The 18,932-nt window shown below is 54.1% G+C and carries 16 protein-coding genes; 1 reads left to right on the forward strand and 15 read right to left on the reverse strand.

All coding sequences use genetic code 11. The features are described 5' to 3' along the window. The first annotated feature begins 111 nt into the window (after nt 1-111). Complete coding sequence (locus tag ACR0JB_RS09260) at nt 112-873, forward strand: helix-turn-helix transcriptional regulator (RefSeq protein ID WP_170395167.1); 762 nt, start codon at nt 112-114, stop codon at nt 871-873. A gap of 271 nt (nt 874-1,144) precedes the next feature. On the opposite strand, the gene ACR0JB_RS09265 is transcribed toward ACR0JB_RS09260, so the two are convergent. From ACR0JB_RS09265 to ACR0JB_RS09335, 15 genes are all read right to left on the reverse strand, one after another. Further along, nucleotides 1,145-2,308, reverse strand: a complete 1,164-nt coding sequence (locus ACR0JB_RS09265; RefSeq protein ID WP_170505872.1) for a glycosyltransferase — start codon at nt 2,306-2,308, stop codon at nt 1,145-1,147. Then, on the reverse strand, nt 2,305-3,198 hold the full coding sequence (locus ACR0JB_RS09270) for a sulfotransferase family protein (RefSeq protein WP_480789860.1): 894 nt from the start codon (nt 3,196-3,198) through the stop codon (nt 2,305-2,307). Before ACR0JB_RS09270 ends, ACR0JB_RS09265 begins: the two co-directional genes overlap by 4 nt. Next, a complete protein-coding gene (locus ACR0JB_RS09275) occupies nt 3,195-4,163 on the reverse strand; it encodes a sulfotransferase family protein (RefSeq protein ID WP_170505869.1) in 969 nt (322 codons plus the stop codon). Before ACR0JB_RS09275 ends, ACR0JB_RS09270 begins: the two co-directional genes overlap by 4 nt. Nucleotides 4,164-4,348: 185 nt before the next feature. Next, nucleotides 4,349-4,876 (reverse strand): acyltransferase, encoded by a 528-nt coding sequence (locus ACR0JB_RS09280; protein WP_170395178.1) that lies wholly within the window; start codon nt 4,874-4,876, stop codon nt 4,349-4,351. Between the two features lies 1 nt (nt 4,877). Further along, entirely contained in the window at nt 4,878-5,846 is a 969-nt protein-coding gene (locus ACR0JB_RS09285; protein ID WP_170395181.1) for a glycosyltransferase family protein, read from the reverse strand. An 87-nt stretch (nt 5,847-5,933) separates the two neighbouring features. After that, on the reverse strand, nt 5,934-7,205 hold the full coding sequence (locus tag ACR0JB_RS09290; RefSeq protein ID WP_480789861.1) for a lipopolysaccharide biosynthesis protein: 1,272 nt from the start codon (nt 7,203-7,205) through the stop codon (nt 5,934-5,936). Next, complete coding sequence (locus ACR0JB_RS09295; RefSeq protein ID WP_170395186.1) at nt 7,202-8,317, reverse strand: hypothetical protein; 1,116 nt, start codon at nt 8,315-8,317, stop codon at nt 7,202-7,204. The genes ACR0JB_RS09290 and ACR0JB_RS09295 overlap by 4 nt, the downstream gene beginning before the upstream one ends. A 617-nt stretch (nt 8,318-8,934) precedes the next feature. Next, nucleotides 8,935-9,933: an ABC transporter ATP-binding protein gene (locus ACR0JB_RS09300; protein ID WP_170395189.1), complete on the reverse strand. Its 999-nt coding sequence runs from the start codon at nt 9,931-9,933 to the stop codon at nt 8,935-8,937. After that, nucleotides 9,930-10,925: an ABC transporter ATP-binding protein gene (locus tag ACR0JB_RS09305; RefSeq protein WP_170351164.1), complete on the reverse strand. Its 996-nt coding sequence runs from the start codon at nt 10,923-10,925 to the stop codon at nt 9,930-9,932. The genes ACR0JB_RS09300 and ACR0JB_RS09305 overlap by 4 nt, the downstream gene beginning before the upstream one ends. After that, nucleotides 10,922-12,064, reverse strand: a complete 1,143-nt coding sequence (locus ACR0JB_RS09310; RefSeq protein WP_480644417.1) for an ABC transporter permease — start codon at nt 12,062-12,064, stop codon at nt 10,922-10,924. Before ACR0JB_RS09310 ends, ACR0JB_RS09305 begins: the two co-directional genes overlap by 4 nt. A gap of 5 nt (nt 12,065-12,069) precedes the next feature. Further along, on the reverse strand, nt 12,070-13,074 hold the full coding sequence (locus ACR0JB_RS09315) for an ABC transporter permease (protein WP_170351162.1): 1,005 nt from the start codon (nt 13,072-13,074) through the stop codon (nt 12,070-12,072). 72 nt (nt 13,075-13,146) lie between these two features. Continuing rightward, nucleotides 13,147-15,186 (reverse strand): ABC transporter substrate-binding protein, encoded by a 2,040-nt coding sequence (locus ACR0JB_RS09320; protein WP_170395192.1) that lies wholly within the window; start codon nt 15,184-15,186, stop codon nt 13,147-13,149. Nucleotides 15,187-15,239: 53 nt separating this feature from the next. Continuing rightward, nucleotides 15,240-16,073 (reverse strand): DeoR/GlpR family DNA-binding transcription regulator, encoded by an 834-nt coding sequence (locus ACR0JB_RS09325; RefSeq protein ID WP_170505866.1) that lies wholly within the window; start codon nt 16,071-16,073, stop codon nt 15,240-15,242. A 249-nt stretch (nt 16,074-16,322) separates the two neighbouring features. Continuing rightward, entirely contained in the window at nt 16,323-17,468 is a 1,146-nt protein-coding gene (locus tag ACR0JB_RS09330) for an iron-containing alcohol dehydrogenase (RefSeq protein WP_170505863.1), read from the reverse strand. Continuing rightward, nucleotides 17,465-18,847: an aldehyde dehydrogenase family protein gene (locus ACR0JB_RS09335; protein WP_480789862.1), complete on the reverse strand. Its 1,383-nt coding sequence runs from the start codon at nt 18,845-18,847 to the stop codon at nt 17,465-17,467. The genes ACR0JB_RS09330 and ACR0JB_RS09335 overlap by 4 nt, the downstream gene beginning before the upstream one ends. Nucleotides 18,848-18,932: the final 85 nt, after the last annotated feature.

Consider the following 18,932-nt stretch of genomic DNA (forward strand, 5'->3'; position numbering starts at 1 on the left):
TGGACCGATACCGAAGAAGAAACCGATTTGCAGATAAAACAAATTGTGCGATCTTACGCGTACTGACGCTATTTGCAGTGATACAGCGTCAGAACGCGAAAGGTTTTGCCTGTGTCCGAGAATTTTTCTGCCAACCTGCGGTCGTTATGCGCAGAACATGGGAACATTTCGCAGATTTGCCGTGACATCGGCGTCAACAGACAGCAATTCAATCGATACTTGAATGGCTCCAGCTTGCCCTCAGCTTACAACATGCGTCGCATTGCACGTCATTTCGACCTGACAGAAGCCGATTTATTCGCTGAAACCGGCGCCTTCGAACTCATGTTAAAAGGTACCTTTTTACAAGCCGGAACAACGCCAACGGATGCTTTTTTGGAACCTTTTCGGGGTCAACAGAAAAACCTCAGGCGATACGTGGGGTTCTATCATTCCTATTTCTGCACACCTTCATGGGAAGGAAAGATCTTTTGTTCATTGATCCGAATTCAGGAAGTTGATGGGCTGTTCACGATCCGCTCCCGAGAAATTGCTACGTCTCCAGACAAAAGCACGCACCAGATTTCACGCTATGCCGGTTTGGTGACAATGCGCGGAAACAGGATATTCGTGACCGAGCACGAGCTTACGCGCGAAGGTAGCGTTGCCAATACGATTTTGTATTCCGCACATCGTCAACAGCTGAAATATCTGCGAGGCATGACAATGGGCGTCGCATGGCGCCCATACCCGCATCCCTACGCTGCCAAGGCAATCTGGAAACGATTGCACGAGCGTGTAACCGCCCGTGAGGCAATTGCTGCTTGTGGAATCTATCCTGCCCAAAGCAATAGGATTGATCCAACTGTCAGAAAGCACCTTCACGAGGCTTGAGGCGGTCGTTGAACTCAAATAAAATTTAATTTTTAGGTAGTTGCTCGTGTGGACCGCAAATTCCAAGTTTGAATTTGACGTCTCACTCTGCCAGCAATTCAACGTCACCTGCCGTATTGAGAGCGAACCGATGTTAGTTCCAAACCGCATAAACGTTTATTTCACGCAGAAGTTCGAAGCCCTTAAAGTTGGGCTTAGGTCCTATTTTGGCTGGGACGCCACCCACTCTCAAGGGCGTTATGCTACAAGTTTGTCAGTGCCTAAACGGCAACTACGCCGGGCATTGAATCCTGTCGTTGGCGAGCGTCCGTTGAATCCATGACAGAATTTCAGACGGGCGGCTTTTTTCACGATCTGCCTGTGACAACGGCAACAGGCTTTCGCGCATTTCCGCCACGCGGAGGGGGTTGGCAGCAAGCTCATCCAGTGCAGCGGCAAGAGCATCAATATCGTAGGGGTTCACCAATACCACACCTTTGTCTGGAACCTGCCACCTAACGTCGGGAATATCCGAAGTCACTGCAGGAAGCGCGCAAGCAATGGCCTCAGCGATGGCGTTGCAGCAGCCCTCGGCCAGAGTTGGAAGGGCCAGCACATCGGCGGCATTCAGCCATAAAGCAAGGTCCTCGTGGCTGACGCTCCCTGTCTTGATGACACCTGGAAAGTCTGGCACCAGCGGTCCGGAACCTAGAAACGCAGCTTGGACAGGCTTTGTCATTTTGTGCAGTGCTGCGTTAAGCCGGGATGCCCCTTTGCGCTCGTAATAGTGGCCTACGTAGACCGGGATGAACGCATCTTGGCTCAGCCCCAGTTTTTGTCGGCATTCGACCTTATCCATCGGACGAAACCGTGCCCAATTCGGGAAATTCAATATCAGTTCCACGCGCGATGAATCGGCACCCAGCTCAATCGCCTCATCCTGCAATCGCGGTGATACACAGACAATCCCTGCCGCGTCACGCATTACTGTGCGGCGCATCTCAAGCGTATCGGTTGTGCCTTTCAGCAGAGAATGGGACTCGCCCAAAGCCACGAAGTAGGGCAGCCCCTTTTCCCGAGCAACGACACGGGCAAACTGCCCCGACTCGGCAAATTGCGCGTAGATCAGATCGGGTCGCTTACCACCACGCAACCCCGAGAGGATATTGTCGTTGTGGCGGTCTAGCAGCAAGCGGTAGAGCCCTTTGGGTAAATGCTTGGCAAATGGGGTGCCTAACGTCGGCACCAGATCTGTATTGACGCCGGGGATTGATACATTTTCGCGGAGAGATCGTCCTTTGAGGCGCTCCGAAAGGGTAGTCGCGCTAATTACATCGACAGCAACACCTTGGGCACTCCAGCCCTCGGCAAGGTTGGCAACAAAACGACCGGATTCCGGTTTATAGGGGCGGGGATAGACTGGCGAGACAATGCGGATGCGTTTTGGATAGATCATGAGGCGGTTTTCACCAGTGTTTCCGGGTTGAGTACCTCGGGCATCCAAATGTCCTTGGTTTCTGGGTATATTTCTGCGCAAAAATTGTAAGTCGGATCGAAAATGATGCGCAGTTGTTCTTGGGTCGCGTCACCGACGTATTCAGCTTTGGCATGCACATTCACCTGCCGTTCTGCATGCTCGGGGCAGAAGGCGACACCCGCAAACTCGGACAGGCGGGCGATTTCATCTCGCTGAAAGATCGTTTCGTAAAAGCCGAAGAACAACTGATCTTCGGCAAAAACTTGTCGCAACGCAGTTACGGTGCGTTCGTAGTCAGCTCGCAGCCTCGCTTCGGGTGATTGTGCATAAGCCAGTACAGCGGTATCCAAATCGCCATCTAGCTGAACAGCTTCGGTGCGGGTGCTTTTGCGTCGGTTCATCTGTGCTGCAGAAACGCATCGCGTCACCGGATCGCGCATGAGAAACATAGCTTTCATAGGAATGCCGCGATAGGCAAAGCCGTCTCGAATGGTTTCTAGTACTGACGCTGGTAGACCTGCATAAGCTGGAGTGATATCGCCAGTTAAAGCAATCCCAGGACGATTGAGCAAATCCTTGAAGAAATCGAAGTAACCTTCAAGATCATCCTGTAATGCGCCGCGAACCGCAGAGACAGACGGAGACCGGCGGAGCGCGCGGCGCAGTAAGGATTCACCTGCGTTTCGCAGACCTGATCGCCCACGATGATCGTAGTGTGCCATTTCTGGCAAATGGACCGAATCCCAGACGTGGTATTCCTTTATCGGACCAAAATCTGCATTCGAATCCGCAGCGAGATAGGAATGCACCCAGGTCGAACCGGATTTTTGCGCACCCAACCCGAGAAGGAAACAACCCTGATCGCTCATGCACTTGTAACCTTGTCTGCAGACTTAACCTTGTTCCAACGCAGCGCCTGTTTGAATTTCTTGATGGGTTCGGCGGTAACACGAAACGGCCATTCGCCCATTCGGATCATCTCTGACCTGATTGCAGGTCGCGGAAAGGAAAAGAGCCGATCGTATCCCAGCATCTCAAGCAGCGCGCCGCCGTTGTTCGCTTCGAAGATTTCGATCTCACGCTGTGAGAGGGTTGTACGCCAGCTTTCGACGCGATCGGCAGAAGGAGCTTCGCCGACAAGTTGGTGTTGATGGCGAGTGTAGTCGGGCACTTCAAATCCGCTAGAAGCGCTCAGCTCTTCTGGGGTAACGCTGCGTTTCTCGCCTGCGGTCAGAAAAGTTAGCAACGAGCTCCAATCATCCAGATGTCCGCGTGCCAAATCCTCATACCGGACGGTTATGCAGCAATCCGGATGTCTCAGGCTTGCAGCAAGCCCCGGCGCTGTACGTGCGGCCCACCACCATGATGCGTGCATTGGGTTGCGCGGTCCCCATTCCAACCCCCGAACCGAGGAGAAGACTGCCCGCCCATCTCGAACCAAGTTAACGAACCGGGCGTTGGGAAATGCTCGCCGCAAAATGCTAAAATCTTCGAAGTTAATCGGGGTGTGATCTACCCAGATTGGCGCAGTGCCAACAGGGACGCCTGCGGGAAAAACCAAATGGCTCAAAAAGCTAGCGGCATCATTACATTTCAACAGTGTCTCACGCGCCGGGCGATCCCTCCAAAGTCGATAAGACCGCTCATTGTCGAGTACTTTTACTGCGACCTCGGGGCCATTAACCGCCAACGCCCGCAAGGCGGGGCGTTTGAACTGAGATTCGGGCATCACTCGACCGTTCAGCAGTACCCCTACGCGATCCCCCAAAAAGGTCGTTCCACTTCTGGGGCAAGCGCCGATGAAAATGGGGCGTACTGAAGTTGGTTCGGTCATGAAATTCTCGTGCGGGCAATAGAAAGTTGCGTCAAACCATGGCAGGCTGAGTTATGTTAGATGGCTAAACGGAAATTAATTCGTTTTGAATATTACTGTTGTCGAAAAATTCAGGCTGGATTGATCCTCTTAGACACCAAATCGGAAAGAACTTGAATAGTGAACATATGAAAATAGGCGCAGAACTAGACTGTTGCATTTTCGTGATTTGCAATTTCCTCGTCCGAAAACCGTCGTGAAATCTTTCTCGCCGGGTTCCCGCCAACAACGTCGTAGCTTTCGACATTCGAGTTTACCAGTGAACCTGCACCAATGACAGCTCCCCTGCCGACAGTAATTCCGCTCAACAATATCGCGCCAAATCCGATCCAGACATCGTCCTCGATACAGATCGTGCTTTCGGGTGTGTCACTGTCCTGATCGTCGCTGTAAATCCATGATGCTTGGGTAATCGGCACGCCGACTTGCTTCATGTCATGATCCCGCCGCCCCACAATGCCGACATAGCTAGATATCAAAACGTTGCTTCCAATGGTTCCATTGCAAGCCATGTAGAAGTTTCGCCCGATATTGACGTTGTCACCGATTTTCAATTGATCGGGGGCCTGAATGTGCCCTCCTACACCGATAACAAAGCTTTTTCCGACACTCACATTCGCCCGAATTGCAGTGTACCTGTTCATCGCCCGATAAGCGTTTCGCACATATTTCATTTCACGAGCCACGCCCAATGGATGCCACCTGTTTGGCACGTCGTTTTACCCGACCCAGCTGCGAGATGGCCTTTTGCAGTTTTACATCCCGTGAGCTTCTGATCCAATCCAACGCTTTGAAGTCCAGCACAACTTCTGACGGCAATTCAGGTGAAAACGAGGCCAACTCTTGGTTCTTGTGCAAAAAGCGATAAGGGTTCAGAGGGCTTGCATGTGTACCCGCAAACATACCTGCGTTCCGCACTAGGCTAACGGGCGGGGCTAGTGAAACGCCGCCTTGCAAAAAAATCTCTAGGTACCAGTTCACGTACCAGCTGCTTATTAAGCCAAGGTCGTCAAGCTCGAGAATGGATGAGAAATCCCGAAGACCAAGAACGTCAAAATAAGTTCTGAAACTTTTGGACTCGACGACAGCGTGATCCCTCGAGCCAGACGCGAAACGCTCCCAAGATGTTTTCCAGGTTGCCCAGCCCCAAGGATGAGGAAATGGAACAAAAAATGCGTCCCGCCGCTCCTTAAAACTCGCGACGTCGTACATATAGCCAGAAATACTCCAAACCCGGTCATCCGAAGCAAACTTTGCCAGAGCCTGATTGAAGAAATGAAGCGTCTGCGGCGATAGGATAAGATCGTCTTCCAGAATGATGGCGCAATCATTTTCCCTCAACTCGTCAGAAACACCTTTACTGATCGAAGCTTTCAGGCCTAGATTTCTTTCCCTCACGTGAATTGTCTTATTGGGGTGTTCTAGGTTTTGAGCAACTTCGCGTACGCGTTCCACCATTTTGGTATCTTTGGCGGTTCTCGGCCCGTCAATGAACACTTTCAGAGGTGACTCCAAAAACTCAGGACATCGCTTTAGTGATTGCAAGGTTTGAGATAATCTATCCGGCCTGTTGTAAGCAAAGATCAAAATAGGTGCGTAACTGTTATTCATCTTTTTGTCTTGCGATTTGGAAATTTCGAACATGTATCAACTCAGATGACCTTTATTTTCAACCAATGCCATTCTAAATTTTTTGCTGCCAACAAAACGTGCTTTACCCTGGATGGCCCTCTACCCACGCCTACGGCCCAGTTGCCACGGACCGGGACCGGAAATTGGATCGCGCATTACTTGCATCAGGCTTAAAGTGTTAGACAGATTGATCGTCGCGGTGGACAATGACACTCCCAATACTGCCGCAACAGGCTCATTTAAAGCCCAAGCCAAAAGCAGACAGAAGCTTGCGATGCCAAAGCCCAGAATATTTGCGGTGAGGTTGCGTTTTTCATTGCCGCTTTGAGCAAGAATAGCCCCTACTGGACCAACACAGAGGTTCACCGCCGCACCGGCCATGATGATAACGGTATAGAGCAGGAACGGTGGGTCTGTGGAAAATGGCAGCTGGACAAAGAAATAGAGGCCGGCAAGCGACAAGACACCGATCACGAACAGCCCAGCGTTCAATCCCAACATTGAGCGATAGAGGCGCCAGATATTGCCCCTGGAACTGCCGGCAACGCGCGGAAGTACATACATGCGAGCTGGCTCGTTGAGGTAGCTCAGCAGATTGCCAAAGCGCAATGCAAGAGCAAAGAACCCGGCCGTTTCAGGACCAAACAACGCCATGACAGCCAACGTGGTCCCGTGAACCCGGGCAAGGCCAATACTTTGATAAGCTAGAAAGTGCCACTGCTCAGAACCCAGCAACAATCGCATGCGCCCAGGAGCCGCTCGGTGTTGCGCACGACATTCTGCCCAGAAATCACGCAGAAGAACCGCCAAAACCGCGGCAGCCAAAAAATATCCTAAAGCCAAGAACGCTACTGCCTGAATGTGTCTGGGCACTGAAAGGTAGTTGTCCAACGGTAAGGAGAAAAATCCCAGACTTACCAACAATGGTAGTACGCCTCCGACCAGTGTCACCAGCACCTGACGTTTTTGGGCTACGACGACCTGAATCAGGATTTGCATGATGTTAAAACTCAGCAACAACATTACAAACGCGACGGCGCCGTAACTGGTCAGCTTACCGAACACTGGCTTTGCCAATATCGTAAACCCGATTAGGGCGACGACCACCGAGGCTAAGATCGCCGCGCGGACAAAAGTATGGAAACGCTTCGGAAAGTTCGGATCAGTGCGAAAGTGACGTACCAAAACGTTGTCCGCACCAAAGCGCGCGCCCAACCCTAAAAGAACCTGCGCGCTGATGAAGGCCGAAACCAGGCCGAAACCTGCAACCCCCAACTCAGCCGCCCAAAGTGTAGTCTGCGCCAACGACAAAAGAATGACTGCCAAACGAAGCGTAATCATACGTAACGCAAATACCAAAATATTTTTCACGCGACCTTACCCTTTGAGGAACGTCCGTTGGGTGCTGGCAAACCTGCAACGATCAAATAAAGCATCATGGCTTGAGGGAAATGAAACTCCAACCGCATCAACATAAAAACGATGAATAGCGCGAAGCCCTTTCGTCCAAGTCGCCAGATTGCGATGCCACCAATGGTTGCAACTGCAATGGCACCCACCAGACCGCCTTGAAACAGAAAATAGAAACCAAAGCCCATGGATTTGGAGTAACTACAATGAAAGCACTCTGCGTATCGGTTCCCGAATATTGTAGATAAGAAGTCTCGCGTTTTAACATCTTCGATAAGCTGTGCTTTAATGTAGATACTGATATCGTTCCCGCCACGGTCAACCAGGCGTTCAGTCAGAAATTCCATCGATTGCAAGCCTAAAAGGGGTAGAACTTGCAAAATCAGCACAGGGATCAGGCCAAGTCCCAGTACAAGCAAAAACAGAGATCTCGCCGTCAGTTTGCTGGTCAGAATAATCGACACCACCACAACCACAGCCAATAGCGCCGCCGTGATCGACAGAGTTCCAGCCAATAGAAACACAGCAAACCAATGGAACAGAGTAGGCTTTCGATCGCCCATCAACGACAACACCGTTAACGCCGCGAAATTGACTGCGAAGGACCCTGGCTCCGAATGGTGTCCACCATAGCGGGTCAATCCCCATGTGGTGATTACCCCCTCACGGTCGACGCCGATATAGTTAAACACTGATGGGTCGAATGGTATTCCCAGTTGCCCCCAAAATATTACTTCGCCCATGTACAGCATCGCATTCAGCCAGGCTGCGTAATAAGCATAAGTTGGAAGGTTTTGGAGGAACCCGCCCACCGGCAGCGTTAAGACAATAAGGGTAAAGCCAAGCAGGATGATGACGTATTGCACGGTGGCCGTGGAAAGGGTCGCCAGAAGTACCGGAACGAGTATCAGTAGAAGTCCGAGCCGTGCGGGGCTGCTGGGGGCAAAAGTACCTGCAGAACCCCTCCGGCCGCCGATGATCACAAGCGCCAAGAACAGGATCGGCAAGTATAAGATGACAAACTGGCTGGCGCTGGTGACGTTGCCCTGAGAGAAAGTAACAAACAACAGCAACGTGCCCGCCGCTGTCTTGGTAAATGACGCACTTTGGTTCTGCCTGGGACTCAGTTGCCAGTGGCGTTCGACACCCTGTGCGCTAGGACTGTTAACCATTTTTCAAATTCTCAAGGGTTGTCAGAGCCGGGAATACCAGAAGCAATATAATGTACGGTTTGTTGAACTAATTTTCACGGAACGTGCAAAAGTACGACTTTCAGATTGCAGAAACACCATTACCGATCAGGTAAGATGCCCTGCGTGCAAGAAACTCCGAACCTAGACTGTTTGACCTTCATCGTATGAGTCCACCCATTACCGTAATACCGGCTAGGCGAAAAGCCTTTTGACCGGGATTTTGGTGCTGGAAATACCCAATCCTTCTCATTGCGCCAAGAAGTGTGAAGTGCAACGGCTTTCGTGGGACCAAGATACTTTTTGCCGCCTGAACATACGCCCCGTGGAAACAGGTGGATTGTGAGTTTTCTTGAAGTACCGATGCGTGTTCGCGAGAAGCCGTATTCGGTTAAACAAAAAAGCTTTCAGTGTCTCCCCAAGTCACATTGCTCGTCAGTTGCCTCTATTGCCTCAAAGGCGTTGAACCAATTTGACGGCAACCAACACTTTGACCCGGATTAACCCGCCAACTGCAATTCACGCCATCTGTGGCAGCTTACTGCGTGTCCAGCCTCGCAGGTCTCCAAATGCGGCTCTTCCCGCTTGCACAGGTCAGTGGCAAAAGGACAACGTGTGTGAAACTGACAACCACTGGGGCGATTGGTTGGCGACGGGATCTCACCTTCAAGTTTCTGCGCTTTGCCGCGATCATCCGGGTCCAGAGACGGGATCGCTGAAAACAGTGCTTTGGTGTATGGGTGACGCGGCGATTGGAACAGCTGGCGCGTTGGCGCGCTTTCCATGATCTGCCCCAGATACATCACGGCGACATGATCGCAGGTATGGGCCACCACCGACAGGTCATGACTGATGAACAGATAAGTCAGCCCCATCTCATCCTGAAGCGACTTTAACAGGTTCAGGATGTCGGCCTGAATTGACACATCCAGTGCCGCGACGCTTTCGTCTGCCACCACAAACCGGGGTTTGGACACCAGAGCGCGGGCAATGGAAATCCGCTGACGCTGACCGCCAGAAAAAGCATGTGGAAACCGGCGCAAATGTTCCAGGTTCAGCCGACACAAGCTGGCGATTTCGCGCACACGCTCGTCCACCTCTTCGCGCGAGTCGCACAGACCCATAACTTCCAGAGGTTCGGCAATGATGTCGCGAACGGTCATACGCGGAGACAACGCAGCATACGGGTCTTGAAAGATCAGCTGTGCACGGCGGCGGTATTCCTTCAGGTCGGCCCCGGCCAAATTGCCCAGATCATAGCTGACCTCTCCATCATCATAATGGGCGGTGCCACCGGTGATGGGTGCCGCATTCAGCAGGGCGCGGCCAAAGGTTGTCTTACCTGAACCGCTCTCACCTACCACACCGAAAAAGGACCCGCGGGGGATCGACAGCGAAACTTCGTTGACCGCCATCAGGGTACGCTTGTTGAAAATCTTCCCGCCGACAGGGAATCCAACCGACAGGTCCTGGGTTTCGATCAGATTGTCGTTGCTCATGCGGATTGTCTCTCGTCACAAAGGTGGCAGGCTGTGCGATGGTTTTCACCAGTGTCCGACCAGCCCGGCACAATCGTTTTACAGACATCGCCAACGATTTTGCTGCAACGGGTATGGAAAACGCAGCCTTCAGGCCGTTCCAGCGGCGAAGGGATATCGCCTGGGACCGGCATCAATGGCTTGTCCAGATCGTCCAGCTGTGGCAGCGCGTCGATCAGCCCTTGGGTATATGGGTGATAGGGGTTGCGGATCACCTCGCGGACCGGGCCTTGTTCGATCATCTTGCCCAAATACATCACCGCCACCTTGTCGGCTGTCTGTGCGACCACCCCAAGGTCATGGGTGATAAAGATGATGCCCATCCCGAATTCATCCACCAGATCCTTCATCAGGTCGATAACCTGAGCCTGTATCGTTACGTCCAGCGCCGTGGTGGGCTCGTCCGCGATCAAAAGCTTTGGTTTGGTCGATAACGCCATGGCAATCATCGCCCGCTGACGCATGCCACCCGACATTTCAAATGCGTATTGGCCAAACCGAGTGGACGCATCGGAAATACCGACGCGGTCCAGCATCTCGATCGACAGTTCACGGGCCTGTTTTTTGGACATATCCGTGTGAATCAACAGCTGCTCGACCATCTGGCTGCCGATTGTCATTGCAGGTGCGAAACTGGCCATCGGTTCCTGAAAGATCATGCTAATCGCCCCGCCACGCACAACTTCCATATCTCGCGGGCGCTGCAAGGCAAGGACATCCACCGGTCCGCTGTCCAGATGAAGCGTGATACGGCTTTCCGGTGCGTAGACTGCATTGCCCGGATTAAGCTTCATCAGCGATTTCGCGGTCACGGATTTGCCCGAGCCACTTTCACCCACAAGGCCCATGACCTCGCCCGGTGCCAGCGAAAATGACACGTTGTCGACCGCGGTGATCAGCCCTTCGTCGGTCTTGAATTGCAGCGTCAGATTTTCGACGTCGATCAGACTCATTTACGGGTCTCCGAATAGGGATCGGCGGCATCACGCAACCCGTCGCCCACAAAGACAAAGGCCATGACAAGCGCGATGAAGAAGAGGACCGGGATGAAGTACCAATGATAATTCAACAACACATCCGCTTTGGTCACGTTCTGCAACATAACACCCAATGAGTTCACCGGGTCCTTGAGGCCCAGCCCAATAAAGCTGAGCGCCGTTTCCGACAGGACCACGTAGGGGAACGATATGACCAAGTCGACGATGATATAGCTGGTAAAGCTTGGCAGAAGATGCCGCCTGATGACGTGACCGGCGGGTGCCCCGCACAATTGCGCGGCCAGAACGTATTCCTGATTACGCTCGGTCAGCAGATGGGTCCGTACCCGTCGGGCCAAGGTTGGCCATCCCACCAGCCCGAGGATCAGGGTTATGACGAAAAATCGGGTTTCAGCCGACCATTCGGGTGGAATAAAGGCGGCGATGGCCATGAAAAGGGGGATAGACGGTACTGTCCTGACCGCGTCGGTGATCATCTGGATCACACTGTCTATGGCCCCGCCATAATATCCAGCCACGCCACCAATTATCAAAGCCAACACGAACGAGATCACCACGCCTAACGTGCCCACCTGAAGTGACGTCCAGACCGCGTGCAGTGTGCGTGAAAAGATGTCTTTTCCTGCGCTGTCAGTGCCGAAAAGATGGACATAGCCCTGATCCATGCCAAACAGATGGATGTTGCCCGGAATGAACCCAAACAGTTTGTAGCTGTCGCCTTGGACGAAAAACTGCATGTAGCGGCGTTCATCCTCGTTTATCTTTTCGACCCAGCGAAAGTTAGTGGCAATCGACCGCTCGCGCGTCACCGTGTGCAGAAACGGGCGGATCGAACAGCCGTTCTTGTCGCAGAATTTCGGTATCTGAGGGGCCCCGTTCAGGTAATCCTTGTCCCGTCCTGCGACCGTTGGATCGTATGGCGACAAAAACGGCGCAAAGAGGCCCGACAGGATCAGAACAACCAAAACGGTGGCCGCGATCATCGCCGCGCGCTGCTTTTTGAACCTGGCCCAGATCAGCTGTCTTTGCGACGCCGTGAAATACGCTTCCTTGGCCTTCTGATCGTCGATTTTCGTGGAGGTTTTTGCAGACATGGATCTTACCTCAGAATGCTCTTGCGCACACGCGGATCAATCACGGCCAACAGGATATCCGTGGCGAAATTGAGTGTGACGATGGCGGCTGTTAGCAGGAAGATGATGGCGCCTGCCAGTTGTTGGTCGTTCGACCGTGCCAGAGCCTCCAGCAGCAGCGACCCTGCCTCGGTCAGTGTCAGGATCAGGGCGACAATGGGCAGCTCGTTGAAGATGCGGTTCAGGTCAAATCCCAGCGAGTTGACAATTGGCCCAAGCGCATGACGGGCGGGATAGCGCCACAACAAACGCGGGCCATAAATCCCACGCGCCGCAGCTGCGGTTACGTAAAGCTTGCCGATTTCATCCGACATCAATGCGCGCACGGTCTGCAACGCAAAGGCAGTCGCGGACCAGCCCAGAATGAAAATAGGCAACCAGGCATGTTTCAGCAGGTCCACGAATTTGGCCCATGACCAAGGGGCCTCGCGATATTCTGGGCTGAACAAGCCGGTGAGTGTCTCGCCGAAATAGATGGTGGAAAACAGCATCACCATCAGTGCCAGCAGAAAGTTGGGCATGGCCAGACCCAGATAGCTGATCAGGCGCAGAGAATTGTTGAGGAATGCGTTCTTGGAAGCCGCCGAGATAATGCCCACGGGCAGCGCGATCATATAGGCCAGCGTCAACGAGCCAAGGCAGATCCATAGTGAAATCCAGAACTTATCGCCCAAAAGCTGCGCGATATTCACGCGCAGGATACAGCTTTCACCGAAGTCGCCCCGGAACGCACCGCTCAGCCAACTGGCCCAGCGTGTCAGGAACGGGCGATCAAGCCCTAGTCGTGCCCGTTCGGCCTCGATATCCGCCAGTGTGATGGCTGAGCCTTGGGTATTTTTATAGGCAAGATAGCGTTCGGCACAATCGCCCGGCACAAGCTCCATCAGCGTGAACACGATGAGTGATACCAAAACAAGTGTGACCACAGCCATCACCGCACGCGTGGCGGCAAAGCGAGCGAATTGGAGCATGTCTTTGTTCCTGGCTAGCATTTGGAACGGGGCGCGAACGCCCCATTCCGTCATCTCAGATCAAGGATCGGATTACTCGGACAACCACCACTGAGCAGGGCGATACGGATAGGTCCGATAGAACTCGTACGACTGCGTCTTGAACTCGGTGAAGTTCTGCAGATTGTTCGAGTGGTAGATCGGTGCCGGCGAGTTGACCGTACCAATGAACAGCAGTTCGCTGGTCATTATCTCAACCATTTTCTGAGCAGCAGCAATGGATGCGTCCGATCCAGGTGCGCTGGATTGATAAGTATCCAGAGCGGCTTTCAGATCGGCAACCCAAGCGGGCGGCTCGACACCGTTTTCACCGTTCGAGCTGATGTATTCCGCCCAGAGCATCCCGGTGCGAACATCGAAGTACCCGTCAAACGGGGGAACCCAGATTTCGCCATCGCCCAGAACCGAACCGGCAGGCTGGCTCTTGAGCCACATACCCATATCCAACGTATTGGCCGATTGCGCCGCGCGGAACTCATCAGAAGTAACCTCTTTGATCGCGGTGTTGACGCCCACGTCTTTCCAGTTCTGAGCGATGAGTTCCACCAGTTGAGCAGAGGCTGACTGCGTCGAGAACTGCCAGTCCAGCACAAGCGGGTCACCGTTTGGCAGATCACGGAAACCATCGCCGTTTTGGTCAACAAGGCCGACCTCATCCAGCAGAGCATTGGCGCGGTCCTGATCAAAACCAGCCTCGTACTCTGACCATTTGGCATCAATGAAGTCCGGGCGCGGTGAGAACCCGATATACTGTGTCGGCTCACCCAGTCCAAAAGCGGTAACTTCGTTCAGCTGATTGCGGTCCATCGCAACCGACATGGCCGTTCTGAAACGGATGTCGTTGAAGAGCGCGCGTTTGGCCTCATCCTCGGCGGTCACGTTGAACGTCAGCACCGGATAACCGATCGCGGGCTTCACTTCCAACGTGTAGTTGCCGCTTTCCTGACCCTCCAAAAGAACCGGAGCAGATGTCAGGTTCACACCCTGAGATTTGTAATCCACCTCGCCGTTCAATAGCTTGAGGTTACGCACCTCTTCATCCGGGACATATGTTTCATCCATTTCCGAGATATAGGGCAGCTGGTTACCCTGTGTGTCGACCTGGAAGAAGTAGGGGTTGGCGACATAGTGGCGCCCTTCGGTGCTTTCCTTCACAAGAATATGGCTTTCAAGGGTCGGCATAGCATCCTTGGGCAGATCCGCCAGCTTGTCACCTGCCGTCAGCATTGGTGACGGCGTATCCATCCAGTCCGAATTACCGTAGTAGGCCTTGATCAGCTCATAACCGTTTTCATACCCAAGCGCTTGTGCGTTGGCGTCCGCATTTTCATCCAACGCCGGGTGGAACTTTTCGAAGAAATGTTTGGGCTGGTATGGCTGCACATAGGTGAACGAAAACGTCTCGGTCAGGCCCGGTTTGGGTGCGACCAGGGTGAACTGCACCGTGGTATCATCCAGCGCCTCGACCTTCATGGGTTCACCGCCTGCCAAAGCATAATCCTTGGCTTCGGCGATGACATTGGTGTCCATCATCAGGTTGTCATACCAGAACACGACATCCGCCGCGGTGAACGGCGCCCCATCCGACCACTTGTGACCTTCGCGCAGATGCACGGTCAGTTGAGTGAAATCATCGTTCCATTCCCAGGACTTGGCCACATTGGGCACCAAGGTCTGAAGATCGTCGGAATACCGGAACAGGTTCACGTGACGTACAGACAGGAAGTCTGACGTGCCGCTTTCGGTGGCGTTGGACAGCGCATCCAGAACCCCACCATACTGACCGATCGAGTCATATGGCACGATGACCAAAGGCTCGGCCGGCAGACGATCCGCCACCGCAGGCAGGTCGCCATTGCCGCGGATTTTACCATTTAGATCTGCAATGGCTGGGTTTTCTGCAAAGCTCAGCGTACAGCCCGCGGCCGACTGAAACTCTGCCAGATCAAATTGCTGCGGATAAGCACCATCAGATAGGCCCTGCATATCTGCAACTGTCGCTGCCGGACAGTTCGCCCAGGCAGTTCCCCCCAGAGTGACCAAGGCCACACCTGACATCAGAAGCTGTTTCATGTTTTCTCCCTACGGTAACGTCAGTTTCATTTTTTATTTGTTTGTGAAACCGATTAGTTGACTGCAGCAACGTCGGTTCTCTTCTTCTTTTTCTTTTTTTTGCCACGCAGCGCAGCGACATGGACTGTAACCCCCGCATCCTTCAAAGCCGTGGCGAAAGTTTCAGACGGGGGTATGTCGGTCACCAAATCGGTCACCTGGTCAAATCGGCAGGATACATTGGTCGCTTGTTCCCCGAATTTCGTGTGATCGGTTGCGACAATCATGCGCCGCGTATTTTTAAGCAACGCGCGCGTCAACTCAGCCTCCAGCGGGTTTGAAGCCAACACGCCGCCGGAAAGCGATATGGCATCCGCACCGCAAATCACCGCATCATAACTGTATTGGCAGGCCAGTTCCTCGGCCGCACGACCAAAACTGCCGCGTTCGGACCGAATAACCTCACCACCGGCAAGGATTGCTCGCGTTCCGTTGTGATCAGCCAGTGAGGCGACAACCGATAGCGAGTTGCTGACCACGGTTAGGTTCTTCAGATCGCGCAGCTGCTCGGCAACATGGGTGGTCGTCGAGCCCACCGTAATGAACAGCACCATGCCGTCTTCGATCATTTGGCTGACCTTGTTGGCAATAAGCGTCTTTTCTTCGGCGTTTTGCTCCAACGCCCCGGAAAACATCGGCGTGTCCTGCGCCCGGGAAAGATAGGTTCCCCCATGCACCCTCTCAACCATGTTTTTTTGCGCCAGCGCTTTGACCAGTCGACGAACAGTTTCCTCAGAAACGTCCATAACCTGCGCAATCTGGGTATTGCGCGCCGAGCCCCCCAACCTTGCCAGGACATCTAGAAGTTCACGGCCCCGATGAGGGATATTATCGCTATCGTGATCCATTTTTTAAGCCCAACATAGTTTCACTTAAAAATCCACAAAAATTGTGAATGTTTTGTGACAATATTTGAATTGCGGGGATTTATTTATATTTTCCAATAAATCCGGTCATCAGCTGAAACGCGTCTGGTCTACTAATATATGAACACTTGACTGCTTTTATCCGGTAAGACCTACCGGCTTCACCCTGTGAAACACCACTGGTGATTATAAATTCTGGCCCCGGCAGAGTGTCCGCCGAGGCCCTTGCTTTCACAACGCTGCTTCGAACAGTGTTTTTAGATTTCTTTCAGTCAGCTCAACGGGATTCCCACCGCATGATGGGTCGATGATTGCGCCTTGGACCAGTTCAGGGATTGCGGCCTCGGTCACGCCCAAGTCAGACAGTTTGCGCGGAATACCCAAATCGTCGTTGAAGGTCTGCACAAAGGCGCGGAAGCCGTCAAAGCCGCCGTCGATGCCCAGATAATCGGCTGCCATCTGGAACCGGTCGGCAATGGCAGGGGCGTTAAACTCCAGCACGCCGGGCATGCAGACCGCGTTGGTAGTGCCGTGATGGGTGTTGAACACCGCCCCGATGGGGTGGCTCATGGCGTGGATCGCGCCCAGACCTTTCTGGAATCCGGTGGCACCCATCGAGGCTGCGCTCATCATATGCGCGCGGGCCTCGAGATCGGTGCCATCGGCATAGGCGCGCGGCAGATACTCTTTGACCAACCGCATGCCTTCCAGCGCGATGCCCTGGCTCATCGGATGGTAATGCGGGCTTGAGAATGCCTCGACACAGTGGGCAAAGGCATCCAGACCGGTGCCTGCGGTGATAAATTTGGGCATGCCCACGGTCAGTTCTGGGTCGCAGATCACCACGCTCGGCAGAACCTTGGGGTGGAAGATGATCTTCTTGGCATGCGTCTCAGAGTTGGTGATGACGCTGGCGCGCCCAACCTCAGACCCTGTTCCGGCGGTGGTTGGCACCGCGATGATCGGGGCGATAACATCCGCATCGGCGCGGGTCCACCAATCGTCGATGTCTTCAAAATCCCAGACCGGACGCGTCTGACCGGCCATGAAGGCCACCATCTTGCCCAGATCCAGCCCTGAGCCACCGCCGAACGCAATCACCCCGTCATGACCACCAGCGTTATAGGCGGCAACCCCGGCTTCAAGGTTCTTTTCATTCGGGTTCGGGTCAACGTCGCTGAACAGACCCCGGCCCAGACCGGCGGCCTCCATGATGTCCAACGTCGCCGTGGTGATCGGCAGTTCGGCCAGCCCTTTGTCGGTGACCAGCAAGGGCTTTTTCATCCCCGCTGTGGCACAGGCCTCGGGCAATTCTTTGATGCGCCCAGCACCGAATTTGATCGCGGTCGGGTAAGACCAGTTTCCAACAAGGCTCATGATGTCACCTTCTTCAGATGGTAGGATTTGGGACGGGTCAGGTTGTGATAGCCGATGACAGACAGGCCACCGCCCCGCCCGGTATTCTTGCAGCCGGTCCAGCACAGGCCAGGGTCCAGATAATCGGCCCGGTTCATGAATACGGTGCCGGTCTCGATCTGATCGCCCACACGGGCCGCGCGATCCACATCGCGGGTCCACAGGCTGGCGGTCAGGCCAAATTCGCTGTCATTCATCAGCGCAATCGCTTCTTCGTCGGATGAGACCTTCATGATGCCCACCACGGGGCCAAAGCTTTCATCCCGCATCACGCGCATATCATGGGTCACATTGGTCAGGATCTGCGGGGTCAGATAAGCACCACCGTCATCCTCAGCGAAGGTGTCGATATGGGCCACCGCGCCATCGGCGACCGCCTCGGCGATCTGCGCGCGCACCTCATCAGCAAAGCGCACATTGGCCATCGGGCCAATCGTCATATCGCTGTCCAGCGGATTGCCCAGCTTGTAACCCTTCACGATTTCCACCGCCTTGGCGACAAAGTCGTCATAGAGGGCTTCATGCACGTAAATCCGCTCGATCCCGCAGCAACACTGTCCGGCGTTGAACATCGCCCCGTCGATCAGCGTATCCACGGCGGCATCCAGATCGGCATCCTCCATCACATAGCCGGGGTCCTTGCCGCCCAGTTCGGTGCCCACACCGGTAAAGGTGCCCGCCGCCGCGCGCTCCATCGCCTGACCACCGCCGACCGAGCCGGTGAAGTTCACAAAGTCGAACGCATTGCCCGCGATCAGGTCATTTGTCACGTCATGGCTGAGGAACACGTTCTGGAACACATCTGTCGGCACGCCAGCTGCATGGAAGGCCTGTGCCATCCGCTCACCCACCAGCAGGGTCTGGGTGGCGTGTTTCAGGATCACCGTGTTGCCCGCGATCAGCGCCGGGGCCACCGTATTGATTGCCGTCATGTAAGGGTAGTTCCAGGGCGCCACCACAAACACCACCCCATGCGGGATGCGCTTGATATAGCGTTTGAAGGTCTCATCCTCGCCCACCGCGATATCCGCCAACGACGCCTCGGCGATCCCGGCCATATGGCTGGCGCGCTCCTTAAAGCCACCAAACTCACCGCCATAGCGCACTGGGCGGCCCATCATATGAGCCAGCTCGGGAACGATCTCATCATTCATCGCACCAACAGCCGCCACGCCCGCCATCACACGATCGATACGCTCTTGCAACGGCCGCGCCGCCCAGTTCGCCTGCGCGGCACGTGCGCGCTCAGCCGCCGCAAAGGCGGCGTCCCGCGACAGAACCTCGCGTTCCGCAAAAACCGATCCATCAATCGGTGAGACACATTTCAACATCTGCCCCATAACCACTCCATTTCGAAAGACGGCAGGATCCCCTGCTTCATCTGGCCAAAAATACCTCGGGGGTCTGGGGGCAGAGCCCCCAGCC

The organism is Ruegeria sp. BI7, from assembly GCF_056537925.1.